16 protein-coding genes are annotated in these 15,726 nt (G+C 41.8%); 8 read left to right on the top strand and 8 right to left on the bottom strand.

All coding sequences use genetic code 11. The features are described from left to right. Positions 1-51 precede the first annotated feature (51 nt). Both ACFE93_RS20880 and ACFE93_RS20875 read left to right on the top strand, forming a co-directional pair. Positions 52-381 (top strand): MgPME-cyclase complex family protein, encoded by a 330-nt coding sequence (locus ACFE93_RS20880; protein WP_375475813.1) that lies wholly within the window; start codon positions 52-54, stop codon positions 379-381. A gap of 228 nt (positions 382-609) precedes the next feature. Continuing rightward, complete coding sequence (locus tag ACFE93_RS20875; protein ID WP_375475811.1) at positions 610-1,263, top strand: hypothetical protein; 654 nt, start codon at positions 610-612, stop codon at positions 1,261-1,263. A 295-nt stretch (positions 1,264-1,558) separates the two neighbouring features. On the opposite strand, the gene ACFE93_RS20870 is transcribed toward ACFE93_RS20875, so the two are convergent. From ACFE93_RS20870 to folD, 3 genes are all read right to left on the bottom strand, one after another. Then, a complete protein-coding gene (locus ACFE93_RS20870) occupies positions 1,559-2,014 on the bottom strand; it encodes a divergent PAP2 family protein (protein WP_190939008.1) in 456 nt (151 codons plus the stop codon). A 287-nt stretch (positions 2,015-2,301) separates the two neighbouring features. Beyond that, positions 2,302-3,234, bottom strand: a complete 933-nt coding sequence (gene crtE / locus ACFE93_RS20865; protein ID WP_375475809.1) for a geranylgeranyl diphosphate synthase CrtE — start codon at positions 3,232-3,234, stop codon at positions 2,302-2,304. A gap of 157 nt (positions 3,235-3,391) precedes the next feature. Further along, the gene (gene folD, locus ACFE93_RS20860; protein ID WP_375475807.1) at positions 3,392-4,279 is read right to left on the bottom strand and encodes a bifunctional methylenetetrahydrofolate dehydrogenase/methenyltetrahydrofolate cyclohydrolase FolD; all 888 of its coding nucleotides are present in this window, start codon (positions 4,277-4,279) and stop codon (positions 3,392-3,394) included. Between the two features lie 296 nt (positions 4,280-4,575). Between folD and ACFE93_RS20855 the strand changes: the two genes are divergently transcribed. The 5 genes from ACFE93_RS20855 to ACFE93_RS20835 all read left to right on the top strand — a co-directional run bounded on the left by ACFE93_RS20855 (position 4,576) and on the right by ACFE93_RS20835 (position 8,364). After that, positions 4,576-4,989, top strand: a complete 414-nt coding sequence (locus tag ACFE93_RS20855; RefSeq protein WP_375475805.1) for a hypothetical protein — start codon at positions 4,576-4,578, stop codon at positions 4,987-4,989. Positions 4,990-5,010: 21 nt separating this feature from the next. Continuing rightward, positions 5,011-5,445, top strand: coding sequence for an NUDIX domain-containing protein (locus ACFE93_RS20850; RefSeq protein ID WP_375475803.1), 435 nt, complete (start codon positions 5,011-5,013; stop codon positions 5,443-5,445). A 106-nt stretch (positions 5,446-5,551) separates the two neighbouring features. Beyond that, on the top strand, positions 5,552-6,655 hold the full coding sequence (locus ACFE93_RS20845) for an AI-2E family transporter (RefSeq protein ID WP_375475801.1): 1,104 nt from the start codon (positions 5,552-5,554) through the stop codon (positions 6,653-6,655). 341 nt (positions 6,656-6,996) lie between these two features. Further along, positions 6,997-7,743 carry a hypothetical protein gene (locus tag ACFE93_RS20840; protein WP_375475799.1) on the top strand — a complete coding sequence of 249 codons (747 nt, stop codon included), beginning with the start codon at positions 6,997-6,999 and terminating at the stop codon, positions 7,741-7,743. Between the two features lie 9 nt (positions 7,744-7,752). Beyond that, positions 7,753-8,364, top strand: a complete 612-nt coding sequence (locus ACFE93_RS20835; RefSeq protein WP_375475797.1) for a DUF4231 domain-containing protein — start codon at positions 7,753-7,755, stop codon at positions 8,362-8,364. 18 nt (positions 8,365-8,382) lie between these two features. Here ACFE93_RS20835 and ACFE93_RS20830 read toward each other — a convergent pair whose 3' ends face one another. From ACFE93_RS20830 to ACFE93_RS20810, 5 genes are all read right to left on the bottom strand, one after another. Continuing rightward, positions 8,383-9,117 carry an HAD family hydrolase gene (locus tag ACFE93_RS20830; RefSeq protein WP_375475795.1) on the bottom strand — a complete coding sequence of 245 codons (735 nt, stop codon included), beginning with the start codon at positions 9,115-9,117 and terminating at the stop codon, positions 8,383-8,385. 131 nt (positions 9,118-9,248) lie between these two features. Further along, the gene (locus ACFE93_RS20825) at positions 9,249-10,373 is read right to left on the bottom strand and encodes a 30S ribosomal protein S1 (protein WP_375475793.1); all 1,125 of its coding nucleotides are present in this window, start codon (positions 10,371-10,373) and stop codon (positions 9,249-9,251) included. A gap of 330 nt (positions 10,374-10,703) precedes the next feature. After that, on the bottom strand, positions 10,704-10,811 hold the full coding sequence (locus ACFE93_RS20820) for a photosystem II reaction center protein T (RefSeq protein WP_084227385.1): 108 nt from the start codon (positions 10,809-10,811) through the stop codon (positions 10,704-10,706). Between the two features lie 105 nt (positions 10,812-10,916). Beyond that, positions 10,917-12,446: a photosystem II chlorophyll-binding protein CP47 gene (gene psbB, locus ACFE93_RS20815; protein ID WP_375475791.1), complete on the bottom strand. Its 1,530-nt coding sequence runs from the start codon at positions 12,444-12,446 to the stop codon at positions 10,917-10,919. A gap of 477 nt (positions 12,447-12,923) precedes the next feature. Further along, positions 12,924-13,250 carry a hypothetical protein gene (locus ACFE93_RS20810; RefSeq protein WP_375475789.1) on the bottom strand — a complete coding sequence of 109 codons (327 nt, stop codon included), beginning with the start codon at positions 13,248-13,250 and terminating at the stop codon, positions 12,924-12,926. Positions 13,251-13,894: 644 nt separating this feature from the next. Here ACFE93_RS20810 and ACFE93_RS20805 point away from each other — a divergent pair. Then, complete coding sequence (locus ACFE93_RS20805; protein ID WP_375475787.1) at positions 13,895-15,547, top strand: ABC transporter substrate-binding protein; 1,653 nt, start codon at positions 13,895-13,897, stop codon at positions 15,545-15,547. Positions 15,548-15,726 lie beyond the last annotated feature (179 nt).

Below are 15,726 nucleotides of genomic sequence, written 5' to 3'. Positions count from 1 at the left end.
TACAGAGTCACTGTGCCCTGAAACTATTCACATAGCAACCAAAGGATGAAAATGCAAACATACCATTACGTTTTGGCAAGTCAACGCTTTCTTCTCCAAGAAGAACCAATACAAGAAGTTCTCAAAGAACGCACCCGAAACTACCACGAACAAGAAAAACAAATAGATTTTTGGTTGGTTGAGCAACCAGCTTTTTTGGAAACACCACAGTTTAAACAGCTAAAGGCAAAGTGTCCCCAACCAGCAGTAGCAATTATTTCTACAAATCCTCAATTTATTACTTGGTTAAAACTGCGTTTAGAGTACGTCATCACTGGAGAATTCCAGGCTCCTTCTGAGGCAATACCAGATGCTTTAGCATCGTTAGCTACTGTATCTTAATTTGAGCATTGGGCACTGGAAAAGAGGCATAGGGCAAGGTGCGAGAGGAATTTTCCCCTTGCTCCTCCCATCCTCTGCTTTTTCCCCATTCCCTAGTCGCAAAAGTTTCCCAAAATGGCGATTGTCAATCAATTACTACGTATAGACTAGTGCTATATTATTTTGGGGGAACAAAATATTTTTTTATAAAATCTTCTAAGACACCTTAATTTACATAATCTAACTTTTGTGCATAGATTTCAGACTTTACCAAGTGTTTTAGGATTAGCGATCGCAGGGTTGATTGGTGGCATGAGTACTGTACTTGCTCAAAAAACCATTCCCTCTTGTCAACCACCAAATGCGGGTGAGTATCTTTTATTAGTAGTCAGTCCCACAGCAAATAATCAAAAGCAGTTACGTAGCACCTTACCACCTGAACTTAAAACTATCACCTGTAAATATCTCAACGAAACCGTGACACGAGTCGGGGGCTTTAATAAAATTGACGATGCCAATCGTTGGGCAAGATATGTCAGCAACATTGTTGGCTTGTCTGCCATCATTACCACTCGACCAACAACAACGGCAGATGTACAGCAACAGTCACAGCCAAAACCACCTCAGCAGACAGTCAGTTATAATCCTCAAGCATTAGGCGAAGGTTATGCAGTACTCGTAGATTATTACAACCGTCCAGAACTAGTAAATAGTGTGCAGCAAGTGGTCGGAGGTAACGTCGGTTTTGTTTCGTATGGACAACGCCCTTACTTGCTAGCAGTTTATACCACTAACCAAAGTGAAGCTTATAATACATTGCAAAAACTAAACAATGGCGGTTTCGTTGCTAGCCTAGTAGATAGTCGTAAAGTGATTCTGCTGCGCTCGACTGTGGGGTTTTAGTGATATTAAGTTCACTGGCATCCTGATGCTACCTACCAGATTGGTAATTTGTCAATTAACGGAATTCTAGATTTTAAATTTTGGATTTTAAATTCAAAATTTAAAAAGGTTTTAAGCGAATATATTTATTTATATTCGCTCTGTGAGAAACAAGTTATTTGGAATAAATCCTTTCACCCTTAATCCCCTGAATTTATTCACGGCGTAAATCTAAAATCCAAAATTCAAATTTGATTGACAAATTACCAGTTACTAATTATCAATAGCCGCTCAAACAAAGATTTATTGCCCTAGTTCAATAAGCAGACCTAGCTAACCAATAAATGGTTATACCCAAAGCCGACCCAGCGATTACCTGAACTGGTGTATGTCCGAGTAATTCTTTGAGACGGTCTTGGCTAAAATCTGGTTTTTCATGAAATAATTCATCAATCATTTGATTGAGAATACGAGCTTGTTTACCAGCTGCTTGACGAACTCCGGCTGCATCATACATGACAATGATGGCAAAAACGATCGCAACGGCAAAATCAGGAGATGCCCAACCCAGTGTTTGCCCTACACCAGCGGCTAGAGCCGTAACCAGAGCCGAATGGGCACTGGGCATACCTCCGGTTGTCACCAAAACACGCACATTCAGTTTACGATTTTTGACGATCTCAACCACAAGCTTTAATGCTTGAGCAATTAAACAAGCTACCAGAGCAACCAGCAGCACCCGGTTGTCTAAAATGTTGCCTATGTCCTGCATGGTATTTTGGTTAGGTTAGTAAATATTAGCAGCAGTTGTTGGTTGAGGAAACATTTAGATTCAACCCAAAATTCCCAAATTAATCTATCACGTTGGAAAAAGACCAACGATTCAAAATAATTTAAAAGCTTATTTGATCAGCTTTTATAATTTTGAATCAGTGAATTTTTAATTTCGCTGGGCAGTAGTAGTACAGTATGGTGTAAATAAACTACCCATTCTCAATCAATGAAACGCTTGCGGTATAGGAATTACGCATTACGAATTACGAATTACGCAAAGCGTTATTAGTTATTACGGCTGGTAATAAAATGAGCAAGCGCTTGGAGTGGTTTGGCTCTGTCTCCAAATGGTTCTAATTCTACACAAGCTGCTTTAACTAGCTCTTGGGCTTTTGAGCGCGATTCCTCAAGTCCCCAAAGGCTGGGATAGGTAACTTTCTGGGCTTTTTGGTCTTTGCCAGCTGTTTTACCTAATTGCTCTTGGGTAGAAGTGATATCCAGAATATCATCGATGATTTGGAATGCTAGCCCAATATTTTGAGCATAACGGGTTAGCCGCTGCACATCTTCAGATGATGCATTAGTTATCAGCCCGCCACAAACTACGCAAGCTTCCAAAAGGGCGGCTGTTTTGTGTTTATGAATGAAATTTAGGGTTTCTAAGGAAATATCAGATTTACCTTCCGACTCTAAATCTACAATTTGACCGCCGACCAAACCACCTGCCCCCAATGCTCGACCAAGACGAGCAATAACCTGCAAGACTACCTCTCTCTTAACGCTTTGGGGGGTTTGAATGGCAACAGACTCAAAAGCAAGAGCCAGCAAGCCATCCCCAGCCAAAATCGCTACATCTTCGCCATAGACTTTATGATTCGTCAGCTTGCCACGACGATAATCGTCATTATCCATCGCTGGGAGGTCGTCATGAATCAACGACATTGTGTGGATCATTTCCACAGCACAAGCTGTTGGCATGGCCATCTCAATGGTTCCACCCATCATTTCACAGGTGGCAAGGCAAAGAATAGGACGTATACGCTTACCTCCAGCTAATAACGAGTAGCGCATCGCCTCATAAATCTTTTCTGGATAAATGACCGGAATAGACTGATCCAAAGCATTATCACAAAGCTTTTGTCGCTCTTTTAGATAGGCTGCTAAGTTAAATGTGGCTTCCTCTGGTGGTGTCTTTTGCACGTTATCAGTTGCTACCATTCTTTAATTCCTGACATTTTGCGATTTTTGCCTTATACGTCACAATTTTAAGGTGCTGTGGCGCTGAAAAAAATGAAAAGTTAGCAGCAGAGAGGCGATTAATCGCGTCTTTACAAAATTTAGGAGTTAAGAGTTATTAAGAATAACTTTTAACTCTTCACTCTCTTTCTTCTTTTGCCGCTCTGGAATAGCTAGTAAATGTATTTTCCAACAATATGGCAACAGTCATCGGGCCAACACCACCAGGAACTGGGGTGATAAATCCTGCTACATCAGCGGTTGGTTCAAAATGGACATCGCCAATTAAGCGACTTTTGCCATTAGCATCGGTGACGCGATTCATCCCCACATCTACCACAACAGCGCCCGGTTTCACCATCTCAGCAGAGATCAGTCCGGGATGACCTACTGCTGCAATTAGAATATCAGCATTTTGGGTGATAGTTTTCAGGTCATGCGATCGCGAGTGAGCGATCGTGACTGTAGCATCAGCTTCTAATAGCATTAGCGCCATCGGTTTACCCACCAAAATACTGCGCCCCACTACTACTGCCTGTTTTCCCTGCAAAGGAATCTTATATTCTTGTAAAAGCCGCATCACACCAGCCGGGGTGCAGCTACGTAAACCGCTTTCTCCCCGTACTAGTCGCCCTAAATTAACTGGGTGCAGTCCATCAGCATCTTTATCGGGATCGATTTGATGTAGCAGAGTTACAGCATCCAGGTGGTTAGGTAAGGGCAACTGTACAAGAATGCCATCCACTCTTTGATCCTGGTTAAGTGCAGCAATTACCTCTTCCAACTCCCCAAGGGTAGTTTGGGCAGGAAAATGCTTACCAAAAGAAGCGATCCCAACTTTTGCGCAGGCTTTTTCTTTATTGCGTACATAAGCGGCTGACGCTGGGTTATCACCAACCATCAACACTGCTAAACCAGGGGGTCGTCCAATTTTTGGTTGTAATTGTGTAATCGCAACAGAAAGTTCTTGCAGAATTTTTGCAGCTAAAGTTTTCCCATCTAGGAGTTTGGCAGTTTTTGTTTCCATGAAAATTCCCAGCTATGTTCGCTTGTTGTCCAAAGTCCAAAATGAAAATATTCACTCTTGAGTCTTGACTTTCGACTATTATTATGTTGCTGTTTGATGTCGTAGCGTTTTTCTCACAGTAAATCCATAATGTTTATTTTCTCAGATCAACGGCATCATCTGAAGAATAAAAAATTGGGAGAGTGGAGGAGCAGAAGGGCAGGGGAGCAGGGGAGAAGTAAGTTGCAGTAAGTCTTTCGCCTTTGCACCTCTACCTCTTGTGTCAAATGCCCAAAATAAATAAATCAGTGGCTTTTATGCGACAAATTAGAAATTTATCTCTTTCATTTTTCTACGGGCACAGTATTTTTCCTTACCGTTTGGGGTTGACTTTTTTTCTGATAGCAGGACTTTGTAGTTGTGGTAACTTGACATCACCTGGCTTGCGTGGGGCTTTGAAAATTGGGACAAATGTCACTCCAATTGGAGAAATTAAACCAAAACAAGACAATCAGGCTATAGTTTACATCCAAGGGCAGGTAGAAAAGCAAGCTCCCCTGATCAAACAGTGGGCTTATAAAATTAAGGACTCAACGGGCAAAATTTGGGTTGTCACCAATCAAAAAAATCTGGGTGAAGGTTCAGAAGTTGTAATTAAGGGTAAAGTTCGCTACCGAAGTATTCCCTTAGCTGGCAAAGAATTGGGAGAAGTTTATTTAGAAGAAGAATAATCAGCAATTAAAAATGAAGATATGAACAATCAACAGGTGCACGTTGCGATCGCAATTCTCTACCAGAAAAACAAGTTTCTCATGCAACTGCGTGACAATATCCCTGGTATTCTCTACCCTGGTTACTGGGCGCTGTTTGGCGGTCATATCGAACCTGGTGAAACGCCAGATGTAGCGGTAAAACGAGAAATTTTAGAAGAAATCGGCTATGATCTACCACCCTTTGTTCAATTTGGCTGTTATCCCAACGCAAGAGTTGTCCGTCATGTCTTTCATGCACCACTCTTGGTGGAATTAAATCAACTGGTTCTGAATGAGGGCTGGGATATGGCGTTATTTACGCTAAAAGAGATTCGCCAAGGTAACTGTTATTCACAAAATGCTGGTGAAGTGCGACCTTTAGGGGCAATGCATCAGAAAATTATGTTGGATTTTATTGAGAAAAATCCAACATAATTTGGGCATTGAGCATAGTTACGATCTTATCCCCCCTTATTCTTTATTCTTCACATCCCTAGAAACCAAAATAAAGTTAGAACGAACTCTTATGGGGTCATCACTAATGCAATCAGCAAACAAACTGCCGCGATGGTTAACCATAGGATTGGCCTTTCCCATTGCCATTCTTAACGGCTGGCTATTGCTCCAGGTTATACAGTATTTTCAACCCTTAGTTAGCATTATTACCGCCGCCATCCTGCTAGCTTTTGTCTTGAACTATCCAATCCAGTTTCTCCAAGAACAAGGGGTGAAACCCAACTTAGCGATCGGGGGAGTGTTACTTTTGACTCTGGTGGTTTTAGTAGCTTTGGGCATCACCTTGGTTCCCCTGATTATTCAACAGCTGGTTGAACTGGCTAATATTTTGCCCAGTTGGATTGATTCAGGTACTCAGCAGCTGCAAGCTTTTCAGGATTGGGCGTTAAGTCAACAGCAACTTCCGATTAATTTAAGTGGTTTATTTACCCAAGTTCTGGAACAATTATCTAACCAACTTCAGTCCTTCACTGGTAGAATTCTTAGTTTTGCTGTCGATACCATTGGGAGTGTCCTCAATGTGTTGCTGGCAGTAGTGTTGACTATCTACCTAATATTGAATGGTGAACGTCTTTGGGACGGAATTTTTCACTGGTTCCCCCCTAATATTGGGTCAAGAGTACGGGAATTGCTGCAAGAGGATTTCCACAATTACTTCATCGGTCAAGCAACATTGGGAGCGGTGTTAGGGGTGACAATTACACTAGTGTTTTTAGCCCTGCAAGTTCCCCTAGCTTTACTTTTTGGCATCGGTATTGGCTTATTTTCACTCTTCCCCTTTGGTACGGGAGTCGGTATTGCCATAGTAAGTTTGCTGGTAGCGCTGCAAAATTTTTGGTTAGGAGTGGAAGTCTTAGGTGTAGCTGTTGCGATCGACCAAGTTAATTCTAATATTATTGCACCTCGAATTCTCAGTAATTTGACTGGCTTAAATCCTGTGTGGGTGGTGATTTCTTTATTGCTGGGTGCAAAGTTAGGAGGAGTACTGGGTTTATTAATTGCGATTCCTATTGCTAGTTTTATCAAGGATATAACAGATAGCTGGCAGGCTGGAGAGTTTAATAAGATAGAGGATATAAAGTCAGAACCTGTGACAGTAAAAAGTGAGATAGCAGGAACTTATAGCTAAAGTTTCAGCATTGAGATTAACTGAAAAATTGGTGCGATAGTCCATAAATAAACTGTAAAATCATAATTTAAGATGTCAACAAACATGAAGCTATTACTTTGTAGATCAATAATCTTCCCGAAAAAAAATAATGACAAAAAGCTGGAGCGTAGGCTTAGTCTGCCGTAGGCATCGCTATTTACATTTAAGCAAAAATATAGTGAAACATTAATTAATGATAAACCCATACAAAAGCATCAGAAAATTTATTTCCGTCAAGGTAATAAAGGAATACAACGCCTTGCAAAACATGACTGCAAAGCTCTACGCCAGAAAACCTAAGCAGTCAGTCTTTTGAAAAAATGAAAAGTTGTTTAAAACTTACCTTTGATAATGGGCAAACAGCATTAGCTACTCAAGTTGAGCAGCCAGAAGAATTGCCTGATGCTCTTGAGACAATAGGGCTGTGCGATTCGCGTCCTGTTTTAGTAGTGGTGGGGGGTGCAAGTAACATCAGTGAAGCTGACTTTCTTCGTATTCAACAGTTGTTTGTGGAAGTTTTAGCCCCCATCGCCGAAACTTTAGGGGCTTATGTCGTGGATGGGGGTACGGATGCAGGAATTATGCGAATGATGGGTACAGCTCGTACCCAAATAGGTGCTAAGTTCGCTTTAGTTGGTGTGACACCTGAAGGCAAAGTGCCTTTACCTAATCATTCGGAAATTGCTGCTGATTTAACACCGTTAGAGCCAAACCATACTCATTTTGTACTAGTTCCTGGGAAGAATTGGGGCGACGAGTCTCCTTGGATATCCTATGTTGCCACTATGTTGGCTAATGATGCACCTTCGATGACAGTACTCTTGAACGGTGGTGAAATTACCTTTAAGGATGCCTTTTCTAGCGTTAATAGCGGCAGGGTAGTTCTTGTGATTGCTGGTAGTGGTAGAACCGCAGATATACTTGTAGATGCTTTGCGTGGAAAGGCTACTGATGAACGAGCCAAAAAGCTAGCTAAATCTGGTACATTACAATACATCGACTTAATCGACATAGAGAAAGGAGTTAAGAATTTAGGCAAAGTAATTAAGGGGTTACTTTCTAATTAGGAGTAAAAAATGGCAAAAAAAGATAGTTATCATGATTTTTTAAAAGAAGATTTTAACAAGTTATTTGCAGGTATTAATTTAGGTGATGTGCAAAAACATTTTTTGCGATCGCGCTGGTTAGATCAAGTACTCTGGATGGAAGGTAAGGCAAATTTATCGCGCGATCGCCATTATTTTTTACGGATAACAACTATTATTGGTGGTGTAGTTCTCCCGGCATTAGTAAGTCTAAATATTAACACCAATTTCAAACCTAACAATAGGGCTATCATTATGTGGTCAACTTTTGGTTTGAGCCAAATAGTTGCTATTAGTGCTGCCATTGAAGAGTTTTTTCACTATGGAGAACGCTGGCGACACTATCGCCGAACAGTTGAATCTTTGAAAACCCAAGGGTGGCAATTCTCGCAGTTGACAGGCCCTTATCGTATTTATCCAAGTCATCAACAGGCATTTAATCTATTTGCAAGTCATGTAGAAGATATTATTCAGCGAGATGTGGAAATATATGCCACTCAAGTTGTACAAGAGAAGAAAGAAGAAAAGCATAATCCTGAAGACCATATCCTTATGCAAAATACAAAGATAACCAATTTAGAAGAGAAGAAAGACGAAAAATAAAACCGAACTCATATTAAATTAATCCTCTACAATTTGGATTTCATCAAGTTGATTAATCACCACATCCGCACCTCGGACATGATCTGACTTATTTACCCAAGTGATCCCAATACAACCTGCGGCTTTAGCATTACGCGCCATTTGCATATCACCAATTGAATCACCCACCATTAATGTAGCGTTCGGTTCAACTCCCAAAGCTTGGCAAGCTTGCAAAAATAGCACTGGATCTGGTTTACTTGGCCCTTCATCTACGCCCATTTCTAACTGGATATAATCGCTTAACTGGTGATTGGCTACAAAATTACGTACTTCTTCAGTTGTCGCAGCTGAGAGGATACCAAGTTTTAGACCACTCTCCCGCAGGTATTTCAAAATTTCTAGGCTACCTACAAACAGTGGTGAAGGAGTTTGTCCAATGTATTTTTCCGCTTCATCCAAAGCTTGACGAGCTATTTTTAAGCACTCAGACCATCCTCTTCCAGTTTCAGCAATATACGCCGCAGCCGCAACTTCTGTTTCACGACGGCTTGCTACTGATATTAAACCTGCGGGATCTAGAAGATTGCCATTGATACCAAATGCCATTAATAGAGGTTCCCCAGTTCCCGGAATTTGAGCATCTATTAACCTCGTTGCCTTTTGTGCTAGCGATCGCAAATATGTTTCTGAATCTTCTAGAGTACCGTTTTTGTCAAATAAAATTGCCTGGATATTATCAAAAGTGATATTTCTACATTTAATGGTTGCCATAATATTTAACTTTTAATTACTCCCAACTTTTCACTATCACCGATTTTCTACATAAAAAAAGAGGGTTTTTCCCTCTTTATAAAATGATTTAATACTCTTACTTAAAGATAAGTAAAACCATAAAAAATCTATTACTCTTCAATAGCTGCTGGAATTTCCTCTTCAATTTCCGTTGCTGCTGGAATCTCTGTTTCAATTGCCGCAACTACTGGAATACCTTCATCAAGCTCTGCTGCTGATGGAATATCTTCATCAAGTTCTGTTGCTGATGGAATATCTTCATCAAGTTCTGTTGCTGGTGGAATATCTTCGTCTGCAAGAACTTCCGCAGGTGAAGCCGCAGCAGTAGCACCTTGCTGCTTGGCTAATAGCTGTTCGCGATACTTAGCAGCCATTTCTTCCGCCTTATCGTAAACCAAATCCCGGTTTTTAATCATGTCACCGGGTTCGGGTTCTAGCTGCTTAGTAGATAGGGAAATTCGACCCCTTTCTGCATCCAAGTCAATGATCATAACTTTTACTTCATCATTGACATTGAACACGCTATGAGGTGTATCAATATGTTCGTGAGAAATCTCAGAAATATGCAGTAGACCACTGACGCCGCCAATGTCGATAAAAGCACCGTAGGGTTTGATGCCACGAACAGTACCAATTACTACTTCGCCGACTTCTAGGCGGTTCATCTTGCGCTCAACCAGCGCCCGACGGTGAGATAGAACGAGGCGATTACGTTCTTCGTCCACCTCTAGGAATTTTAACGGCAGATCCTCGCCGACTAATTCTTCTTTAGGTTTGCGGGTACTGATGTGAGAACCTGGGATAAAACCACGTAATCCCTCAATCCGTACCAATGCTCCACCGCGATTGGTTGCAAACACGCCAGAACGTACAGTAGCATCTTCTGCTTGCAACTGTCGCACGCGTTCCCAAGCCCGCATATATTCAATACGGCGAATGGAAAGGGTTAATTGACCATCTTCGTTTTCATCGGTAAGGATGAAAAATTCGCGCGTTTCGTTTGACTGTAATACTTCTTCCGGGCTATCCACCCGGTTAATAGACATTTCTTGTATGGGTATATATGCTGCGGTTTTAGCACCAATGTCAATCAGAGCGCCGCGCGGCTCTATACTGAAAACTGTTCCTGGCACAACATCGCCAGGGCTAAAATGATAATCGTATTTGTCAAGTAGAGCAGCGAAATCTTCGTGAGTGAATCCAATTTCTGTAGCGGTTAAATTCTGATTGACCATGCTGATTTGTTCCTGGTTCTAGTCTCCGTAAAGGTGGTGTGACAAGCGCGATGTGTTGTGTAGGCAGTTCTATGGCAGCTTACACAAAACATCCTTTTTTATCCTAGCGCAGAAAAGCTAGCATTAACACATATCTACTCCCAAGATTGGAAATTATATCACAATATAAAAATGATTTGTCATTAGTCATTAGTCATTAGTCATTGGTCATTGGTTAGTAGTGAGAAATAACATAAAGGATAAAGGGCAAACATAATAATATCCGTTGCCACCATACTTAGTAGCAACGGATATTAAGATTAAATCCGCTTAAAAGTCTGGGAATAGGATCTACTTATCTTTTGGTTTCTCAAAGCGAGGGGGTTCGCGAAATGCGATCGCAAAGAAGAGAGTACCTATACACAGAGTAAAAATCAAGATGTACGCAACGCTTTCCATATTACGATTTCCTCTTTATCTAGCCAGTAGTTAAAGTTTTTAATGCTGAGTGACCTGAGTGCTGAGTCAGAGGTTTAACTCAGAACTCAGCACTCAGCACTGAAATTAAAGGGCTTCCTTCCGGCGGGTTGACTTGTCACCCACTTTCTGGAACAGACCCCACTCAACTTGCTCTTCAAGATCCGCATCAACACCAGCAAATACGTCTCGGTAGATTGTCCGAGCGCCATGCCAGAGATGACCAAAGAAGAACAGCAGAGCAAATACGGCGTGTCCAAAGGTAAACCAACCTCTAGGACTGGTGCGGAAAACACCATCAGAGTTCAAGGTTTCCCGGTCAAATTCAAATATTTCACCGCCTTGAGCCTTACGGGCGTACTTCTTCACATCAGCTGGTTCTGTAAAGGTCTTACCATTCAGATTGCCACCGTAGAAACTAACGGTGACACCAGATTGCTCGAAGCTATATTTAGATTCTGCCCGACGGAAGGGAATGTCAGCGCGGACAATTCCATCTGCATCAGTCAAAATCACTGGGAAGGTTTCAAAGAAGTTGGGGAGACGACGCACGGTCAATTCCCGTCCTTCAGAATCTTTGAATACGGCGTGACCTTGCCAAGACTGGGCAATGCCGTCACCTTTCACCATCGGCCCTGTACGGAATAGACCACCTTTAGCGGGGCTATTACCGACATAATCATAGAAAGCCAATTTTTCAGGAATCTGCGACCAAGCTTGCTCAAGGGTTGTACCTTGGGCTACGTTTGTTTGGACGCGGCGCTGAATTTCTTGACGGAAGTAGTTCTGATCCCATTGATAGCGGGTGGGGCCAAACAATTCGATGGGAGTGGCGGCGTTACCGTACCACATAGTACCAGCAACGACGAAAGCAGCAAAGAAGACTGCTGCAATACTGCTAGAAAGTACTGTTTCAATGTTCCCCATCCGTAGGGCTTTGTAGAGCCGTTCGGGGGGTCTAACTGTCAGGTGGAATAAGCCTGCAATAATACCAACAACACCAGCGGCAATGTGGTGAGCCGCAATGCCACCAGGGTTATAGGGGTTAAAACCATCTGGCCCCCATTCTGGTGCTACTGCCTGGGCCGCACCAGTTACACCATAAGCGTCAGAAACCCATATCCCCGGCCCAAATAGTCCGGTGACATGAAAAGCACCAAATCCAAAACAAAGTAGACCAGATAAGAACAGGTGAATGCCAAACATTTTTGGCAAGTCGAGAGCGGGTTCACCAGTGCGGGGATCTCTAAAAAGTTCCAAATCCCAGTAAACCCAGTGCCATACGGCGGCTAGAAATAGCAGACCGGAAAGAACAATATGAGCGGCAGCAACGCCTTCAAATGACCAGAAGCCAGGATCGGTTGATGGCCCACCAGTAACGTTCCAACCACCCCAAGATTGAGTGACGCCCAGACGTGACATGAACGGCAAGACATACATTCCTTGACGCCACATCGGATTGAGAACTGGATCGCTAGGATCAAAAACAGCCAGTTCGTAGAGTGCCATCGAACCAGCCCAGCCTGCTACTAAGGCTGTGTGCATTAAGTGTACAGAAATCAGTCGCCCTGGATCATTCAGAACGACTGTATGTACTCGGTACCAGGGTAGTCCCATCGACTACGCTCCTCCTCGATGAGTTAGTTTACAAAGCAATTTTCTTACTGAGATTCTAAGAGACGAAAATCGCCACTCAGAAAACTCTCTTTTGTTTTTTGTTATTGCCAGAGCCAGAGTATTACCACAGCTTAGTCTTGATAAATCAGACAGCGTGGGTGCTTTGGCAATGCTTACTCGCTTCAGGAGGTTTACCTATATAGGCTAGCCATCGCCAAGCAAAAATGAGAATGTTTTAAAAAGTGTAACTATTGATGGAATTGTTTGCAAGCGTGTAAATTGATGCGATCGCGTAGCATATCCAAGTTTTTTCGCTACCAATACGCGTCGAGGATTAAATTTGCTTATCTTTTCTTTACGAGGAGTGAGGAGAAGGGGAGCAGAGGGAACAAGGGGGAATTCTTGAACAAGTCTCTCCCTTGTCTCCCCCCTCTTCTTCGTCTACCTTGTCTCTTCTCCATGCCCCATGCCCAATCTTTACTGAACCACCAACTGAATATTTTGCAGTTGACACTTCGCTTCTGCTGTACTCAGGCGTTCGATTACTTGTTCGGCGCTCATCAGACGCTTGAGTACTACTTGACCGATGGTCTGACTGGCAATTACTGGTATTGTTGGCTTGACTTCCACGGTTAAAACGGCTTCTTCAACTCGATAAAGCCAGAGCAATTCGTTTTCTTCGACTAAACAAATATTCATTCGCTGAATATCTGGTTGGCGTCGCCATGCGGTTATTTGCCAGAGTCCATCAGATGCCCAGACTCTTGCAACTGCCCATCCCTCAGAGAGAAAGAAATACTTCACGGTCTTAGTCTCACTATTAGACTTTCAATCTGCTGTTAACGATATCGCGATCGCTTTAGTCGCTGATGTTCAAACACTCTTCTTTTTGAGAATACAGCCGATCTTGACGATAAAACGCTTTATCATCGGTGTCTGTGCCCAAGCAGCAACAGGTAAAATTTCAACGTACACTACTTGGGCTAAAGTTAAAGCTTAACAAGACCTAATTTTCTTATTAACTAGGAATTTACGACAATTTTAGCCAATGTTGAAAATTTTAATTAAATAAAAACTTTTCAGTACTTAACAAATATTAAATTTTTCAATTTAATATTATGTATTTTCTCAATGATTTTTTGTAACAAAATAGTGCTTAGGCGTAGCCCGTAGTAGACATTGCACAGTCGCAAGAAACTTAATCATGAAGTTGAGTATCTGCCACAATTTTTTGATTTAGACGGCTACGGAGTCATAATGTCAAGTCGAATTCTCTCTCATTTAGCTGTACCAGTTATACTTTTTACGTCTAACTACTTAGCTTTCGGCTTTGCCAACCAAAGCCCGCGTTGCATCGAAACAAGAACTACTATAAATTGTGAAGATTCAGCACAAGAGTCACAAATGTAGTAAGATTGCTGACCGCTGATATGAAATATATTATTGCTATGACCTGGTTTTCCTTGTTCGTGAAACGGTGGGGTCGGATTACACAATTTCTATCTTTGTTCTATTTATGTTTATTTTTGGTTGTTAGTTGTACTCCTCGTCCACAGTCAACTACGCCACCATCCGGTTCTGTAAATATCCCTACAGGTGATGATCGGATTACTATCGGTACAACAGCCAAGCCAAGAACCCTCGATCCGGCTGATGCTTATGAGTTAGCATCTTTAGGTTTGGTGTTTAATATGAGCGATCGCCTCTACAACTACGAATCAGGAAGCACCGAAATTAAACCCCAACTAGCTACAGCATTACCTAAAGTCAGTCAAGACGGTTTAACTTATACCATCCCCTTACGTCAGGGAGTAGTTTTTCACGATGGGACTCCCTTCAACGCTCAAGCAATGGCTTTTACCATCCAGCGCTTTATTGAAAATAAAGGAAAACCCTCATTCTTACTAGCTGATATAGTAGATTCGATAAAACCTACAAGCGAGTATGAGTTGACAATCAAGCTGAAAAAGTCCTTTGCAGCTTTTCCCTCACTGTTGGCATTTCCTGGAGTGTGTGCCGTTTCACCAAAAGCTTATGAAGTCGGCGCTGGTAGATTCAAGCCGAATATTTTTGTGGGAACTGGCCCTTACAAATTAGGACAGTATGGTACTGATTCGATCAGATTTGATGTATTTGATAAATATTGGGGAGAAAAACCAGCTAACAAGGGTGTTAATCTCCAAATTCAAACTAGTCCAGTTAATTTATTTAATGCTTTTCGTACAGGTGCAGTGGATGTAGCTTATTTGTCGCTACAGCCAGATCAAAATCGGAGTTTGGAAGAGGGTGGCAAAAAAGGAGATTGGCAAGCGATCGCAGCTGAAGGTAGTGTAGTAAGTTATCTAGTATTAAACCGGAATCAAAAGCCTTTAGATAAATTAGAGGTAAGACAAGCGATCGCCTCCATAATTGACCGTCCACTTTTAAATGAGCGAGTATTACTTGGTCAAGCAGATCCGCTCTATAGCATGATTCCCACAACATTTAAAGTTTCTGTGCCATTATTCAAAGATAAATATGGCGATGCTAACTTCGATCAAGCTAAAAAATTATTAGCTACTGCTGGCTTCTCCAAAGAAAATCCTGCAACAGTGCAAGTTTGGTATCCTTCTAGTTCACCTACTCGTAGTTTGGCAGCACAGACACTCAAATCCCTTGTGGATGTCAAAATGGATGGAATACTGCAATTTGAAGTTGCCCAAGCTGAAGGGCCTGCCTTCTTTAAAGACATTGCCAAGGGTTTGTATCCGGCAGCTTTACTTGATTGGTATCCAGACTTTTTAGATCCAGATAATTACGTCCAACCATTTTTGTCTTGTGACAAAGGTTCAGTTGCTAAAGGATGCGAAGATGGAGGCAGTCAAACTCAGGGTTCGTTTTACTATAGTGAAGCCATAAATAAACTGATTGATGGGCAACGCAAAGAACAAAACCCCGAAGCACGTCAGAAAATTTTTACAGAAATTCAAACGCAAGTTACTACTGATGTACCTTACGTTCCCTTATGGCAAAACAAAGACTATGTATTTGCCCGAAATGGTGTTAGCAGCGTCAAACTTAACCCTACCCAAATTCTAGTTTACCAGACACTGAAAAAATAATTCGTAGTTGATAATTCGTAATTCGTAATTTAATTTTTTGAGGTCTAAATCCCAACAGCTAAAAGCCACAAATTTGACAATTTGGTGTGGTGAAAAGCCCAAATATTACGAATTACGAATCAAAAATTACGAATTACGAATTACGAATTACGAATTACGAATTACGAATTACGAATTAC

The organism is uncultured Nostoc sp. (assembly GCF_964247315.1).
In the GTDB taxonomy this organism is placed as follows: domain Bacteria; phylum Cyanobacteriota; class Cyanobacteriia; order Cyanobacteriales; family Nostocaceae; genus Nostoc.
Note: the sequence above shows the minus strand (reverse complement) of the source record. Positions and strands in the feature narration are given on the sequence as shown.